The organism is Leifsonia sp. CL147 (genome assembly GCF_900114565.1).
In the GTDB taxonomy this organism is placed as follows: Bacteria; Actinomycetota; Actinomycetes; order Actinomycetales; family Microbacteriaceae; genus Leifsonia.
The window spans coordinates 77243-93476 of the sequence record NZ_FOTM01000005.1; the positions used below are offsets into that span (position 1 = coordinate 77243).

The following is a 16234-nucleotide window of genomic DNA, read 5'->3' on the forward strand; positions in this document are numbered from 1 at the left end:
GACCATTCGTCACGAATCACGGCTTTCCGGCGCTCAGCGTGACCATTCGTCACGAATCACTGCTTTCCGGCGCTCAGAGTGACCATTCGTCACGAATGTGCCGGGTCAGTGGAGGAGCTCGCCCTGCTTGTCGAGGACGTTCTTCTCGCCCGCCTCGATCGGCACCGAGAAGCGGTTCTGCGCCGGAGGCAGCGGGCAGTTGAAGTTGTAGCTGAACGCGCACGGCGGCAGCACCGCGAGGTTGAAGTCGAGGGTCACGGTTCCGTCGTCGTTGGGCACGACGAAGAGGAACCGGCCCACCGAGTACGTGCTGTCCCCGTTGGTGCTGTCCGAGAACACCAGCTGGAGCGCGCGGCCCGCCTTGAACGCGGCGAGGTTGTAGTCGACCCCGTCCTTGGTGAACGTGATCTCGCCGGGGATGACCATGTCGCGCGTCGCGCCGTCGTCCTTGAGGTGCTCGAAGCCGACCGTCTTCCCGCCCTCGATCGGGCTGAAGGCCGCCGTGATGATCCACTCGGGGTTGAACGGGAACGCGTCGATGGAGCCGAACTCCTGGATGGCGTCGGAGTTCGCATCCCACACCCGCAGCGCGTAGTCGCCGTCCTCACTGGCGATGACGAAGCCCGTCACCGTGTCGCTGAACCGGATGGCGCCCGGGTTCGGATCGTTCTTGCCGCGAACGATCGCGGAGCCGTCGACGAGCACCTCGTCCACGAAGATGTTGTCGGTCGCCTGCGCGGTGACCTTGAGGCCGGACTGTCCCTTCGGCAGCGGCGACCACAGGCCCGGCACACCCCACACCGGCTGCTCGGACTCCGGGTCGCCGGTGATCCACTGCGTGTTGACGAGAGCGAGGTTGCCCTGAGGCGCGGTGACCGCCTGTTCGCGGCGGGCGCGATAGCGCGCGAGCACGGCATCCGGGTCGGTGCGGTCGGCGTGTTCGCGTGCGGTGGCGGTGTCGGTCATGGTCTCCATCCTCGGTCAGGTACCCCGTCACAACCAACTCCGACACTCGGGCATTCCGCCCGGGACCTCATTTGGCGTCGGCATAGCTGTCCACGACAGCCGCGGTCACCGGGAACTCGACCGGAAACCCTCCGAAGAGCAGCCGGCCGGCCTTCCCGGCGGCGGCGTGAACGGCGGCCACCACCTCCTCCGCGTACTGCTCGGGGGTGTGGACGATGACCTCGTCGTGCAGAAAGTACACGAGATGCGGCGCGTCCGTCAGCACCGCCCCCGGCACCAGGGCCGTGAGCCGGTTGCGCAGCTCGGCCATCCAGCAGAGCGCCCATTCGGCGGCGCTCGCCTGCACGACGAAGTTGCGCGTGAACCGGCCCCAGTCGCGGGCCTGGCTGCGCGCGCGGCGCTCGTCCGCCTCCGTCGAGTCGGGGCCGGATGCCGCCGCCTGCGCCGCGTCCCAGGCCGGTCCCGGAAGCGGCGAGCTCCGCCCCAGCCGGGAGGTGACCTTCTCGCCGCGCTCGCCGGCGCGGGCGGCGTCCTCCACCAGCCGGATGGCGGCCGGGAAGGCGCGGGTGAGCCGCGGCATCAGGCGGCCGCTCTCCCCCGTCGTCGCGCCGTACATCGCGCCGAGCATCGCCACCTTGGCGTGCGCGCGCTCGTCGACGGCTCCGGACGCCACGATGCCCTCGTAGAGGTCCTTCCCGCGGCCCGCTGCGGCCATGGCCTCGTCGCCGGAGAGCGCCGTGAGGATGCGCGGCTCCAGTTGAGCCGCATCCGCCACGACGAGCTTCCAGCCCGGGTCGGCCACGACGGCGCTCCGGACCTGCTTCGGCAGCTGCAACGCGCCGCCTCCGCGCGTGGCCCACCGACCGGTCACCACACCGCCGGGGATGTAGTCCGGGCGGAAGCGGCCGTCCCGGATCCAGGCGTCGAGCCACGCCCATCCATTCGCCGTGAGCAGGCGCGACAGCTTCTTGTAGCGCAGCAGGGGCTCGATGACGGGATGCTCGAGCTTCCGGAGCTCCCAGGACCGGGTGGAGACCGCCATCACGCCCGCACGCTGCAGGGCCTTGAGGACCTCGGGCGGGCTGTCCGGGTTCAGGTCGGGTGCATCCAGGTGTTCGCGGAGCTCGCGCGTGAGCGCCTCGAGCACCGCGGGCCTGCCATATGCGGGGCGCGGGCCGAGAAGCTCGGTGAGGAGCTCGTCGTGGCGGTCCGCGCGGTACGGCAGCCCGGCGTGCTGGAGCTCTGCGGCGATGAGTGCGCCGGCGGATTCCGCGGCGAGCAGGAGGCGCAGGCGTCCGGGATCGGCGCTCGCCGCGATCGCCTCCTCCTGGGCGAGGAGTTCCGTGCGAGCGGATGGGCGTCCGGCGGCCAGCGCGTCCGCGGGCTGCTCGAGGTCGAAGAGAGCGGTGTGAGCGGTGGGCGATTGCTCCAGCTCCGGCTGGAGGGCCACATCCCAGGGGCCCGGCTCGGCGGTCGCCAGCCGGGTGCGGGCCGTCAGAGTGGAGTTGCGGAGGATGACGTGGCACAGCCGCAGGTCGACGCAGCGCTCGACCCGCACGCCGGCGGCCAGGAATGCGGGATACCACGCGCTCGTGTCGTCCCACACCCAGCGCGGGCGCTCATCGCCGGCCTCCTGGGCCTCCACGAATGCGGGCAGGTCGTCGAGGTCGATGTCCGCTGAGCGCTCGGCGGGAGGTTCGGCATCCGCCTCGGCGAAGCGGCTCGGATCGAGCCAGGTCGCCCGAACGACACCGCGGTCGGGCCGCTCGAGCAGGATGTGCACCCTCCTATTGTCAGTGCTGCCGCTGACACCCGAATTGGATGCTTGCGCAGCGCATCCCGGTGCTCGACAATGCGATCAACGACGATGCCGACCCGAAAGGCATGATCGACGATGACTGTATACCTGCACGACAGTCGGGGCGCGTGGATCGCGTTCCGCACCGACCCCGGAGCCCGGGATGTGTTCAATCCCGAGGGCGACTGGATCGGCTGGCTCCCCTGGGGCGACGACGACGTCGTCACCCCGGACGGCGAGTACCTGGGAACCATCCGCGGCGACCGGCTCTTCGCAGAGAGCAGCTGGCGGTACCGGGGAGATCCCGGCTACCCCGGCGCTCCCGCCTACCCCGGCGCCGCTGCGTATCCCGGCGCCGCCCCCTACACGGGCCTCCCCGGCGGCTACGACGACGTCCCCACTGCGCTCCTCCGGCCGCCCGTCCCACTATCGAGTACGCAAAGACTGCACGTTTAGGCGCCCAAAAGCGCAAGTCTTCGTGTACTCGATGGCGGGGGCGTGGGTCAGTCGGAGAGGGCCGTGAGGCGCGCCCTGAGTTGCGGCCACGAGGCGGCGAAGCCGGGGTGCAGCGGGAGTCCGGTGACCTCCGGAACGGCGACCCAGCGCAGCTCGATGCTCTCGACGTCCGCCATGTGCGGCTCGAAGGGACGGATGGCCTGCGCCACCACGGTGGTGTACGACCAGAAGCCGAGATCGAGCACGCTCTCGAACAGCACCCGCACGTCCTCGGGCGGGACGGCCGCCTCCTCCGCCGCCTCCCGCAGAGCGCCCTGCACGGCGGTCTCGTCGGCATGGCGGGCGCCGCCCGGCAGTCCCCACGTCCCCCCGAAATGGCTCCAGTCGGCGCGATGCTGCAGCAGGACGCCGCGGCGCAGGTCGTGGACGAGCAGCCCGGCCGCGCCGAACCGGCCCCAGAACCGCTGGCCGTCCGGCCCTTCCACCCACGCATCTCCCGAGTCCACAGCTCCACGTTAGTCGCCGATCGAGGGCTCCTGTGCGGAGGTGACGCCCGGCGTCGTGAGGTGGCAGTCTGGGGCCATGCCCGTCCGCAGCGCCGCCCTGCTCCTGTACCGCCGCCGTGCCGAGGTCGAGGTGTGGATCGCCCACATGGGCGGCCCGTTCTGGGCGCGGAAGGACGAGGGCGCCTGGTCGTTGCCGAAGGGACTCGTGGAGTCGGACGACCTCGGCGACGAGCTGGTCGCCGCGCAGCGGGAGTTCGCCGAGGAGATCGGCACCGACGCCCCGGATGCGGACTACGTGCCGCTCGGCGAGTTCCGCGGATCAGGGAAGACCATCGTCGTCTTCGCCGCCGAGACCGAGTTCGAGCCGGATGCGGTGCAGAGCAACACCTTCGAGCTGGAGTGGCCCCCGCGATCGGGGCGGATGCAGCAGTTTCCCGAGATCGACGACGCCCGCTGGTTCACCGTGGATGAGGCCCGCACGAAGCTGACGAAGGCACAGCGGCCCATTGCGGACGCGCTGGTCGCACACCTCGCGGAGAACACGGAAACCCACTAGCGCGCACAGCGGTCCAGCGCCGTATGGTTGGCCTCACCGGGGGGTGGAACCCGAAGGAGGGACTGTGGCGAAGAGCAAAGCCGAGAAGGCGGCGGAGAAGGCGCTGGACTCGGCGCGAGTCGCGGTCGGCGAAGCCGAGAAGGCCGTCAAGAAGCTCGACAAGAAGACCCGCCGAGAGGCGAAGGACCTGGCGGACCGGCTGCAGCGAGCGGCGAAGGACGCGAAGAAGGCCGTTCAGAGGGCCAAGAAGACCGCAGCGGATGCCCGCGTGTCGGCGAAGCAGCCGATGGACCAGGTGGATGCGCCCGCGTCGAGCACGGGCATCCCCACGTTCCGGGAACTGCGCGACCGAGCGAAGGACCGCGGCATTCAAGGCTATTCACGGATGAACAAGGCCCAGCTGCTGCACGCGCTGGGCGAGGGCTGACGCCGGCGCGGACGGGATCGGCGTCCGCGCCGGCAGCTGAGGGGCTTGGATCGTCGGCGCTTGGCTCGTCGGTGCTTGGCTCGTCGGCGCCGGACTCGGCGCCCGGTGTCAGGGGCGCGGGCCGGTGCCGTCGTCGAAGCGCGGCGCATCATGCCCGGCCGCGTGTCGTGGCGCGCCGTCGGGGGTCGTGGTCGCGTCCGGCGCCGTCGTCCCGGCCGCCGTGGTCCCGGCCGCCGTCGTCCCGCCCGGCGTAGCCGTGGTTCCCGGCGTTGCCGCAGTCCCATCGCGCGGACCGTCGTCGATCCGATTGCCGTGCCGGTCGGTCCGGACATCCGGGTCGACGTCGTCGGCCTTGCGCCGCGCCTCCTCCGACTCGGATCGCGCGGCAGCGGCGGCGGACTCGCGATCCCCCGCCTCGCGTCGCAGTCGCTCCGCATCCACTTCGGCCTGCTTGGCGTCCGCGGCGGCACGTGCGGCCTTCGCTTCGCGTTCGCGCGCCTCGAGCTCGGATTGAGCGGCCGTCTGCCGCATCTCCTCCGCGCGGTGGCGGTCCGCTTCACGCTTGCGGTTGCGGCCCACCGTGAGGGCGAGGATCACGACCACGACGATCACGACCACCACGACGATGAGAACAATCCATCCGGTTGTGTTCATGCCGCCTCACGGTACCCCTGACGCCCGGAATCGCTAGGGGATTGAACCATCGCGCTGACGGACGGGGCCCGTGTGCAGGGGGACGACCCAGTGCTCGTCGCTGTAGTCGTCCTTGTAGACAGCGAGCCGGGTGAACCCGACGACAGAGCGCCAGGCATCCCCGAAGCGGAACCGGCTGGACCCGGATTCGTGACCTTCGCTCAGCACGACGGGAACCTCGACGACCCGGATTCCCTGCTGCTCAGCGGCCAGGACCAACTCGGTCGTCCACATCAACCCCGACTCGCGGGAGACCATCGCGAGGGAACGACACCAGTCACCGTCAGCCCAGATCGTGCCCTGGCTGTCGCCCACCTTCGACTGCAGCAGTGCTTCTCTCAGGAATCGGAAGATACGCGACTGCACCGCGCGGCGCCAGGAACGGCGGACGCGTGAATCCGGATGGGCCTTCGAGCCGATCGCGACCGTCACATTCGCCGGAAGGCGCTCGAACTGTTCGAGGTCGGACAACCCGAACGGCAGATCGTCGGCCGTCAGCAGCACGCGTCGTCCCCTGCTGCTCAGCACTCCGGTGCGGAGCGCCTCACCCAGCCCCGGCTCGGACCGGCACAGCACGAGCGCCGCGGGTGCCGTCCAGCTGTCCTTCGCGGCTTCCAGCAGCTCCCACGTATCGTCCGTGGACCCGTTCTCGGCGACGATGATCTCGTCCTCGGCGGTGAGCACCCCGGCCAGCGTCGTGAGGGTGTCGCCGAGCACGGCGGACCCATTCCGCGTCGGCACGATCACGCTCAGCCCTACCGAAGACTCTGTCCGCGGCGCTGACGGAAGCGCACGAGTACTCAGCCGGCTTCGCTCGGATGCCCGCACGTGTGCGGGCATGGAGGTCAGGGACCACACAAGCCCTCCGAGCGCGATGGCGACGAGGATGCTCAAGCTGGCAGTGAGCTCCGAGTAGTAGTACAGGAACGGCATCACGAGCACCGGCGGGATGAGACCGAGCAGGATGGTCGGGACCGTGACAGCGAGTGCCGCGCCGAGATGCCTTCGCTGCGGAGCCCGCCGCATGAGCGCCAGCACGAGCCCGACGAGAATGAAGGCCAGCATGGCGCCGAAGTGCTTCACCACGTAGAGGAACTTCTCGAAGTACAGCTTTGCAGCGGTGAGGGGATGCGCGCTCACCTCATCGAGGTAGAGCTTCTTGATGATCAAGTCGTACTGGTCGCTAGCGATGACCACCTTCGGATCGATCGCCCAGGCCTTGTCCCAGGCGAACTCGTCGGACCACTCGATGCCGAAGGGCGACCGCTGCCCGGTGATCGGCTGCGGATATGCCAGACCCAGGTAAAGCGGGTGCCACGTGCCGTGCGACGCCGGCAGTGCCGCCATGCTCTGACCTGTGGTGGCGCTGCGCGCGGCGTTGAGCCCGGACATGGTGACGTTCTGCAGGCCGAAAGTCAGGGTTATCGCGGTCAACGCAGCGCCAATCCCTACCAGCCAACGCCATTTCTTGTGGGTGTGAAGCCACCACAGCACCCCGACCGCGGCCGCGATGCCCATCCCGGAGAGAGACCGGGCCAGGTCGCCGACGGCGGCGAGCACGATGATGCCGCAGCTCACCGCGATCAGCGCACCGATCCGCAGGCGGAACGTGCAGAACAGCACGATCAGGGACAGCGAAAGGAAGGCGATGGAGGCGGCGATCCCGTAGAGCGCATAGACACGGGTCGTGCTCACAGAGTCCGAGAGACCGTATTCGGTGCCCGCGAGGATCGTGCCGTTGTTCAGGAGCCACATCAGGGGCGGGAGCAGCACCACCGCATACCCGGCACGCGCGCGCTTGAAGATTCGCGCAACCGCAGTGGGCAGCCAGAGGAGCGGAAGGGCGACAAGGAGGGCTTCCGCAAGGCCGAGACCCGGATAGGGCGAGCCGGAATGCGTGACGACACCCATGAGACTGGCGATGATGTACGCGCCGGGGTCGTCGTCCCAGGCCGCGGACACCCACGGGCCGGGGCCTGCCACCTGCGTGTACTTCGAACCCGAGTTCACCGCTTTGATCAACAACGTGCCGGTCTGCCGGAAGGCGTCGTACGTCGCCTGCAGCTCGTGGGCCCGTGCCGAATGCCAGGGCAGGGCCGGCATGTTGATGACGACGACGAACGAGAGGACGCTGAGCACGACCCCGACAAGGATGAGGAAAATGCTGGTGGACCGAGGCCACAAGCGGTTCGCCGCGGCGGAGCGAATGCGGTCGGACATGCGTGTTGCGTGATCCTCGTGATGGTCGTGGCCGAACGGGCGGTTTCGGGCGGTCGACAGTAGCGCCGTGCGCTCTCGCGGGAGTCTATCAGCGCCGCCCGCCGCCGGTTCATTCACGCGGCGACGACCCGACGAGTCCAGGGCGTGCCGCCGAAGCGTCCGCGCGGCGCGTCCGTCGGAGCTCCACCACGATGCCGATCACGACCAGAGTTGCTGCGATGACGCAGGTGCAGGCCACGATCGCCGCGACCGACTGGTGCACCCAGAACGAGACCACGACGACTTGCACGACGAGCGCGCACGCCGTCAGGATGCCGAGGGACCGTCCGCGCGAGGAGAAGCCGGCGTAGAGGATCACCTGGAGGATCGCGAACAGACTGCCCTCGAGAGCGAACAGCCAGGCGAGCGCGGCGAATCCAGCGTATTTGTCACCGCCGATCAACCACACGAGCGGGCCTCCCAGAACGGCGGTACCGATCGTCGCGACCGCACCGATTGCGGCCGACGCGCCGACCGCGAGCTCGAACGCGTGCCGTAAGGTGCCTGCCGACATCTTCGGGAAGAACACCGTGATCACCGCGTACGGGAGGAAGAAGGCGATCTTGGCGACCAGCGATCCGAGCGCGTATTCTCCTGACGCCTCCCCGTCGAGAAAGATGCGGGCGAGGAGCAGGTCGGTGTTCGAGAGGGCGTAGAGGGCCACGAGGGATCCCGTGGTCGCAGCGAACTCCCGACCCAACTGCGCGGTGAGCCGCCGACCGGGGCGGGAGGGACCGGCGATGAGGATCGCCACCACCGTTCCCGCTGCGCTTCCGGCAAGGATCCCCAGGCAGGCGGACGTCACCTCGGGCCGGATGGCAAGCGCCACCACGCCGCCCGCTGCCCGGAGGCAGCCGATCGCCGCGTAGGCGAAGCCGTAATGCCGGTGACGTTCATCGCCCTGGACAAGCCCCAGCGCACCGAATCCCGTCACAGAGGCGGCGACGGCCAGGAAGGTGAGGACCACGGCGGCGAGAGGGACATCGAGCAGGACCGCCAGCGGCCACGAGACGACGAGTCCGCCGACCGCGATCACAGCAGTGAGCCGCACGCCGAGGCCGACGATCGCGGCGCGCTCCTCCTCAGCGCCCGTGCCGCTCGCTGCGATCCGGCGGGCGGCGACCGCCTGCACGCCGAGTGCGAGCGTACCGCCGATGATCGAGATGCTCAGCAGAGCGCCGAGCGCACCGTACTGGGGCACGTTCATCCAGCGCGCGGCGAACATCGAAAGGAGGTACGACGCGCCGTTCGCCAGCATGGTGGCCGCACCGACGAGCAGAATACCGCCCGCGATCGCGCGCCGGGAGTCATTCACCCGAGGACTCTACCAGCGCAAGGAACTGCCTTCGATTTGGCTGGGCGCTCCTACGTACGATGGACGGGACTTGAACCCGCGCCCACAACTACTGGCCCCAACACGCCGTCTCGCCGGCGGCGCAAACAGCGTGCTGGGACCCCTCTATCTCTATGTCGGGCCTACTCGATCGCTATCTGGGCGACGAGGTGTGCGTACTGGTGCGTCGTTGGGCGATTTCGAGCTTCTTCATCTCCGATGGAAGCAAACTGACGGTGTGCAAGGTGTTCAATATCTCGCGGTAGCTACTCACTACGGTGCCCCGATCGCCTTGCTTCCAAGCGAGTTCGGCCTTCCCTCGCAAGTATGAGGCGAGGATACCTTCCGTGAATTATCCGCCCACGCTTGGTTGTACTGCCGATGGGCTCCACGGCAAGGGTTACCGCCGGAGTAGAGCCGTAGCCTCCTTTCCATACAGCGGGTCACTTCGCAGTTCTTCGAGTATGTCGCGGCCCCGCTGACCGCCGAGTCGCTTTATTGGCCCTAGAAAATGGATTCGCGTATCACTCTTGGAGCCCTCGCCGAGAAGGTCGATCAGCGCAGGTAAGTGCTCAACGGTCGCCGAAGCGGCAAGTGCAACGGCCAATCCTTTCTCTTCGCCGCGCCCTTGAGCGGCCAGGTAGAGGGTTCTCAGCCTGTCCCAGGCGAATGCGGCGGGCTTGACAGCGAGCGCGCGCCCGAGGCTTTCCATCACCATGTCGGGATACCCGCCCTTTTCGAGATGTTTGAGCAGCACTGGAAGGGCCGCAGGATACGGGACTGCGGTATTGACCAGGTCCCATACCGAGTTCACGTCAACGCCGACGCCGCGGAGATCAGAGACAATGGGCTGCTCAGCTTTCCTGAGTTCAGCCACTCGGGCTTGCCTGACCGCCTCCGCAGCCTGGATTCTTCGTTGGTAATTAGGATCGTTCTGTAACTGGTTGATCAGCTCGGTGGCGCCGATGGGGCCACGCCCACTTTTACGATCGGTCATGGAATAAACCTTAGATTGACTTCTCCGCTCATTACGGCCGCTTTCAACGGTCCGGACAGAGTGGTTTCGCTCTCTCCTCCGCGCACGTACAAATCAAACCGACGGCCATTCGCTTGGGCGTAGGCAAGTGAATCCTTCAACTGCTGAGTGAAAGCTTGATATTGTACATTCTTAACTTCCGATACGGCCTCATCGTTTAGGCCGTCGAAGATCCGCTTGCGCCCGTCGATTACCTCGGAGACTTTTGGGCCGATATCGTAGCTTGCGCGGACAGCTGCCTCACCCGCCTGCCCAATGCGCACTGGTCCGGCACCCCCCGCCGCGCCGTTGAGGCCTTCATCACTCTTAAGGGTCTCGACCTCGGCTTGCCAGTTCTCCGATTCGGCAGCATAGAGCTCCGAGCAAGCTTCAGCCTCCACCTCCGTTCCTTCGCAAGCCTCAGCGGCCGCTCCGGCAACGAATGTGGCCATCAGAGTGAGCTCGTCAGCTGGCACTGGATTGTCCCACGCTGGGATTTCCCCCTTTGCAGGGGCTGGGCAGGCCATGTAACTGACCGAGCACGCATACTCCGTGCTGCTCGATTCCATGCTTCCCGCTCCAGGAGAAGCTTGACCGGTGTCGCCTCCATCGCTCGACCCGATCGCTGAGCTGCCGAGTCCGCCGGAGGTGGAGGGGTTGGTGTTGCCGGAACCGTCGTTCCCGTTCGCTGGCGGTGGCGTGCCGCCACAGGCGAAGTAGCTCCAGGTGGTTTCGCTGGTGCACGGGTCCAACCCGCTCGGGTCAGCAAGGGTGATCGGACTGTTAGAGCTGTACGAGTAGCCGTTGTTCTGTCCGGGGTCGAATGGTGAAAGCACGGAGTCTACGGAGAGGAATTTTCCGATGACTGAGTCATAGGAACGGGCTCCGAGTTGGGTGAGTGACGCGAATGGGTTGGTTGCCGCATTCAGGTAGCCGTTTCCGCTTGACCATGTGGCTGCCGTCCCGCGGCTGTTTCCGTTGGGGTCCGTATATCGCTGGGTGAGGGCACCGGAGGTGGCGTCGATTTCGAGATAGACCGTCCCGTTGTTATCCGTTGCTGTGAACAACATGGAGGATCCGGTTACCCCGGCCTTCGTTGTGCGTTCGGCGACCGTGTGACCAGCTGCGTCGTAGTCACGGACAGCGGTCGATGTTGAGCTTCCCGGCGCAAGATGCAGCTGAGTCTCACCGATGAAAAGAGTCGAACCTGTGGTGGAGTCGGTTTGCAAAAACAGATGACCGTCCGGCGTGTAGACGTTGCTTTGGGTAACTCCTGCCACGGTGATGGAGGCGAGGCGCCCGAGGGAGTCCCAAGCCATCGTCTGCCCTGGACGGGAGGTGGTGTTCCCCGCTGGGTCGTACCGGTATGAGCTTGTGCCCGCGCCCGCTCCGGTGGTTGCGATGGTGCTGACCGCGTGCGGTTGGGTGGCTCCTGCCACCGGATAGCCGTAGGTGCTTGCGCTAGTCGCTGTACCGCCACTGGTGTGATTGGTCGTCTGGGTACGGTTTCCCGTGACGTCGTCGATTCCGTAACTCGTCCAATACGGGGCGGGGCCACCGAGGGTGGTGGAGGCTCCGGGCCCGGCAGGGTCACAGGTGTTGTTCGCAGGCGTCCACGCCTGGGTTAGGTTGCGGAGGGTGTCGTATTGGTAGCACTGGGTGTCGGTAGCACTGGTGCCCTTGTTCTGCGCTTCGGTGATGTCACCGGCCGAATTGCGGGTGTAGGTAAGTGTTGCCGGGGTGCTGATGGTGCTGCCGTTGGTCTCGGTTTCGACTTTGCCGGCGAGGGCTCCGGTGGCGGGGTCGTATCCGAAGCTGCTGGCCAGGGCGACGGTGTTGCCGCGCGTGATGGAGCCGACCTGCCCGACGTTGGTGTAGTTGATGATGCCGTAGGTATTGGTTCCGGAGAGGCTGCTGAGGTTGCCGAGACTGTCGTAGCCGTATCGGAGGCCTTCGATGCCGAGGCCTCCCATTGCCGGGATGACTTTGGTCTTGAGGGTTTCGTCCCGGTTGTACTGAAGGGTGAAGCTGTAGCTGGTGCCGCCGAAGGCCGGAGCGGCAGCAGGAATACTGACGGTTTGCCCGGTGGGCTGGTAGCCGCTGTCGTACCCGGTGTAGCTAGTGGTGTAGGCGGCGCCCGGGACCGTGGGGGTGGAGCCGGTGTAGGTGGTTGCGCTGGAGATCTGTCCGAGAGCTCCGGTCACTCCGTCGTAGGTCCATTTGGACTGGATGGCTCCAGCAGGGCTGCCGGTGTAGACCGCTGTCTTCCGGTTGAGCGTGTCGTACGTGTAGGCCAGGACAACGCCTCGAGCGTCGGTGCTCGTTACGAGATTCCCGCCTGCGTCGTACTTTGTGGTGGTTGTGCCGGTGTCGGGGTCGGTGGCGCTGGTCTGGTTGCCCAAGAGGTCGTAATTCCAGGTCCAGGTGTTGCCGTCCTGGTCTCTCATCGTGGCGAGTTTGCCGAGCGTGTCGTAACTGTAGGTGGTCGTGATCGTCGGCGCTGTGGCACTGATGCTGCTGGCCTGGTACTGCACCAACGAGGTGCGTTGACCCAGGGAGTTGCTGAACGTGGTGGTGGGGGTCCCGCCGGACGGTGGATTGACGTCAGTCCGATCACTTCCCGGATAGGACGATGTGGTGCGGAACTTCTCGGCGCCGTAGGAGAGGGTCAGCTGCGCGGTCAGGCGCCCGCTGGGGTCGTACTGGGTAGCTGTTGCCGAGGGGATGTTGGATACGTTGTTCGGTACGAAAAGCGTGCCGGACGGGGTGACATCGGCAGTCCAGTACGGGTTATCGACCAGTGTCTGGTTGCCCTGAGTGTCGTATCCGTAATCGGTGACCGTTGTCTTTCCGGCGACGTTCGGTGCCTGGTTCTGGATCAGCTGGCCGAGCCCGTCGTAGAGGCTGTACGTTGTCACCTTTGAGGTCGCTTTCAGCGTTGTCGTGGTCACAAACGATGGAACGGTCTGGGAAAGGGTATAGCTGTGGGCGCTGTTCGGATCGGCCGGATTGGCGGTCTTGCTGTTGCCCGGCAACCAGACCGCCGTGCGCCGGCCGAGCGGGTCGTAGGTAAGGTCTGTGATCTTGGCGTTCTGATCCGACACCTCGACGGGGACGTTCCACGTCGGCTGATACGTCGTACTCGTCTTCCAAGTGACGGGAGCTGTGGTGTTCGTCACAACAGCGCTCGTGAGGCTGCCGGGCTCTGCCGCACCGGCCGCAGGGGTGTATGCGGTCGTCGTCGTGTGACTTAACGCATCCGTGGAGGAGACAACTCGGCCCATGGCGTCGAATGCGCTCTTCGTCATGACGGTGTACTGCGGCTGGTTGGATCCGTCGTAGCTGGTGGCAGTACCACTCTCGGTGACGTCACCCAGAGTCGGAGAGGCGCCGTACCCGAGAGAGTCGAACGCGGTACGGGTTTCGCTCGCGACGTTCGCCGGCGTGAAGGCCGTTGCACACGTCGCGCTCACGTTCCGTGTGTGTGAGACCAACCCGATGAGCCACGCACTCGTGTTGTTGACGTAATCGCTGGTGACACATGATGCGGGTGCGCTGTCGCTGTGCGTGGTTTCGACGGTGGTGGGGTATCCGTAGGTCGGATCGTGAGTGGTCGTGGTCGTCGTTGTCACGCTCCCGCCGGTGCTCAGCGGGGTGGAAGCCGTCGTGACGTGGTCACCGGTCATGTATGCAGTGCCGAAGCTGTCGCTCGCCGTCTGACCGGAGACCCAGAGGCCGGCGTTCGTCGTATCGGAGACGACTTGCCCGCCGGAGCCGTTGCTGACCTTCGTTTCGTAGGCATTTCCGGCGAACCACAGATCGTCCGGGATGCTGGTGCCTGTGACCATGACACTCTTCGTGCCGCCCGAGGCGCCGGCACGGTCGCCGTTGAGTCCCTGGTAAAAGGTGTAGTCGGTGCGCTTCTCAGCGGAGGGCGCGTTCGGGTCGCCGGAGAGGACGGTCACCTGGTTGAATCCGGCGAATCGGGACCATGTCCGCTCCTTGCTGGGAACCAGTGGGGACGTCTCATAACGCCACGCGGGCGTGCCGTACGTGTACGTCGTGATCTGGTTTGCGACGTTCGGCGTACCCGTTACCGGGCTTGCCTGCACCTGAGTGACGACGTATTTGTGGAACAGGTCCATCTGCGGCTGGTTGCCGGGCGGCGCCCACTCTTCGGGGAAGCAGCGCCGATTGTTGCTCCAGGGGTTGGCCAAGATGCTGGGGCCGTCAGAAGGCTGGCAGTCCGTCCCGGAGTACTGGACGTTGATCGACCCGCCGAGACTGGTGACAACCCCACTCAGCCGGTACTTGTAGAGCGCCGAGAACGTCAGCGTCATCACACGGTTCTGCATCGGCGTGCCCGAGAACAGGGTCGGCGGCTCCGTGGCCGTGCCACCGACGTACCCCGTGTGATCGACGCGTGTAAGCCACAGCGAGTGCGCTCCCCCATCGCCCGGGTCTGGGAACGAGTGGGAGAGAGCCCAGGAGTCGACTTTCGTCGCCACGCCGGCAGACCACGAGGTTGTGGTGATGCTGGCGAGTGTGGATACGGTCCAGAAGCTCGGCGAAAGCAGTCCGGTGCAGCTTCCGCTCGTGCAGTTCTGGTCGAAGGGCACGTCCGGATAGTCCGCCGGATGCGCTGGAGCGGTCGCGAAACCTGCCGACGGCTCGCTGGTGCAGTTCGCGTGGCTGGCGTCGTCGCAACGCCCATAGGCGTCGTAGCCGAAGCTCACCGTGGCAGACGCTGCATTCGCATCGGTGACGTGGTTGACATTCATCCCGTAATCGATGTGATCGAGCTCCCCGCCACGCATGTAGAGGGTGGGGGTCGTTCCCTGCCGCGAGTAGATGTTGTTCTGCGCGTTGTAGTAGTAGACCTCGGCGTTGCCGTGGACATCGACGACCTCGTCGAGGTTCCAGCGCCACGCCTGCATGCAGAAGGCGGTGCTGTTGCACGGTTCACCCGGGTCGTTGCCGAAGACGGGCACAGTCCAGGTGGACTGGGACGCGGACCGCGAACCGAAGAAGTATCGAGTGCCGTCGGTGGTGGTGACCACCCAGCAGTCGACATCCCACGTCCCGTTGCTGCCACAGTTCGGGCTGCCCGCTGCGTGCTGAATCCGTGTGCCATCATCGGATTGCAGACGCCACTGCCCCGTGGTGCCGATCTGCGTGAGTTGTCCGGCATGCCCGGCGATGGAGAGGGTGGCGTTGTCCGCCTTCCAGCAGAGATCCCCAGAGTTTGCGATCGGCCCGGTCGGTCCATCGTCCAAAGCGCAGGGAACATAGTTGCGCTGAATGAAACCGCCGGCAGTAAGGCTCCACCCCTCACCTACAGCAGAGGGCTGATTGTTGGTAGCGCCCGTCTCACCATCCACCGATTGGGAGTCGTAGCTGAGAGCGACTTTCGGTTGCGGGCCGGCGGCGACAGGCACAGTACGGATCGGATACGACCAGGAGAAGTCACCCGTCTGTGTCGAAACGTCCCATTCGGCCGCAGTGTTAAGGGGCGTCGCGGTGTAGTCGCCGGACCCGGCCGACGACGCACCCGATGCCTGCGCGGTCATCATCATTGGGGTGCTCGAGGCTTGGGGCGTCAAGAGCACGCTGTTCTTCGTTTCCGTAGCGGCTAGGGGTTTGGCGGCAGCGGCAACGGACTTCTGTGACGTTGCTTCCGAAGCCGGGACTTGCACCCATCGCAGACGGCTGGCGTAGTCCCCGCCATAGAGCGAGGCCAGGACATTCGTCGGGATCTGAACGGCGACAGGACCCGCTGACCTCGAGCCGTCTGTGCGCTGGATCTCGATAGCGATCGGTGAGCCGGTTCGCTTCTTCGCATCCTGCGGACTCAGCACCGAGGCGTGGACCTTTTCAGGTCCGCTAGTGCCTGCAGCCGAAGCCGAGCCGGCCTTCGCGGAGGCATGGCTGAGCTTGACGGCGGATCCTCCGACCGATTGCCAGTCCCCATCGATCGTCGCCTTCGAAGTGGCTCCGATCGATGAACTCTTCGTCAGGTTCGGGTCGCCGTTCCCCGCGGTGAGGGGCTTGACCGTGATCGGCTTGGACCTTGTGGAGGATGAGGGGCTGGGTGCCGCTGTTGTGCTCGCGTGTCCAGGTACGGGTGGCAGTTGCGACAATTGCGTTTGCGATGTCTGAGCTGCCTGAGCCGCAACAGGCTGCAACAGGGATGCGCTCAGAGCGCCGGCCACCAGAAGCGTCACG

Annotated in this window: 11 protein-coding genes; 3 read left to right on the forward strand and 8 right to left on the reverse strand. The window is 66.3% G+C overall.

What is annotated here, in order from left to right:
* Nucleotides 1-105: 105 nt before the first annotated feature.
* Both BM287_RS06340 and BM287_RS06345 read right to left on the reverse strand, forming a co-directional pair.
* Nucleotides 106-966 carry a DUF1684 domain-containing protein gene (locus BM287_RS06340; protein ID WP_090037068.1) on the reverse strand — a complete coding sequence of 287 codons (861 nt, stop codon included), beginning with the start codon at nucleotides 964-966 and terminating at the stop codon, nucleotides 106-108.
* Between the two features lie 67 nt (nucleotides 967-1033).
* Nucleotides 1034-2749, reverse strand: a complete 1716-nt coding sequence (locus BM287_RS06345) for a bifunctional 3'-5' exonuclease/DNA polymerase (protein ID WP_090037070.1) — start codon at nucleotides 2747-2749, stop codon at nucleotides 1034-1036.
* A 111-nt stretch (nucleotides 2750-2860) separates the two neighbouring features.
* On the opposite strand from BM287_RS06345, the gene BM287_RS06350 reads away from it, so the two are divergent.
* Complete coding sequence (locus tag BM287_RS06350) at nucleotides 2861-3220, forward strand: hypothetical protein (RefSeq protein WP_090037072.1); 360 nt, start codon at nucleotides 2861-2863, stop codon at nucleotides 3218-3220.
* A 47-nt stretch (nucleotides 3221-3267) separates the two neighbouring features.
* Here BM287_RS06350 and BM287_RS06355 read toward each other — a convergent pair whose 3' ends face one another.
* Complete coding sequence (locus tag BM287_RS06355) at nucleotides 3268-3726, reverse strand: NUDIX domain-containing protein (protein ID WP_090037074.1); 459 nt, start codon at nucleotides 3724-3726, stop codon at nucleotides 3268-3270.
* 76 nt (nucleotides 3727-3802) lie between these two features.
* Here BM287_RS06355 and BM287_RS06360 point away from each other — a divergent pair, with 76 nt between their 5' ends.
* Nucleotides 3803-4282, forward strand: a complete 480-nt coding sequence (locus BM287_RS06360; RefSeq protein WP_090037076.1) for an NUDIX hydrolase — start codon at nucleotides 3803-3805, stop codon at nucleotides 4280-4282.
* Nucleotides 4283-4346: 64 nt separating this feature from the next.
* Nucleotides 4347-4709, forward strand: coding sequence for a hypothetical protein (locus BM287_RS06365; protein WP_090037078.1), 363 nt, complete (start codon nucleotides 4347-4349; stop codon nucleotides 4707-4709).
* A 108-nt stretch (nucleotides 4710-4817) separates the two neighbouring features.
* Here BM287_RS06365 and BM287_RS06370 read toward each other — a convergent pair whose 3' ends face one another.
* The 5 genes from BM287_RS06370 to BM287_RS18210 form a co-directional block, all read right to left on the reverse strand.
* Nucleotides 4818-5363 (reverse strand): hypothetical protein, encoded by a 546-nt coding sequence (locus BM287_RS06370; protein ID WP_090037080.1) that lies wholly within the window; start codon nucleotides 5361-5363, stop codon nucleotides 4818-4820.
* Nucleotides 5364-5396: 33 nt separating this feature from the next.
* The gene (locus BM287_RS06375; RefSeq protein WP_090037082.1) at nucleotides 5397-7622 is read right to left on the reverse strand and encodes a glycosyltransferase; all 2226 of its coding nucleotides are present in this window, start codon (nucleotides 7620-7622) and stop codon (nucleotides 5397-5399) included.
* Nucleotides 7623-7731: 109 nt separating this feature from the next.
* On the reverse strand, nucleotides 7732-8976 hold the full coding sequence (locus BM287_RS06380) for an MATE family efflux transporter (RefSeq protein WP_090037084.1): 1245 nt from the start codon (nucleotides 8974-8976) through the stop codon (nucleotides 7732-7734).
* Nucleotides 8977-9394: 418 nt separating this feature from the next.
* Nucleotides 9395-9991: a hypothetical protein gene (locus BM287_RS06385; RefSeq protein WP_090037086.1), complete on the reverse strand. Its 597-nt coding sequence runs from the start codon at nucleotides 9989-9991 to the stop codon at nucleotides 9395-9397.
* Nucleotides 9988-16233 (reverse strand): putative toxin, encoded by a 6246-nt coding sequence (locus BM287_RS18210; RefSeq protein ID WP_170857453.1) that lies wholly within the window; start codon nucleotides 16231-16233, stop codon nucleotides 9988-9990. Before BM287_RS18210 ends, BM287_RS06385 begins: the two co-directional genes overlap by 4 nt.
* Nucleotide 16234 lies beyond the last annotated feature (1 nt).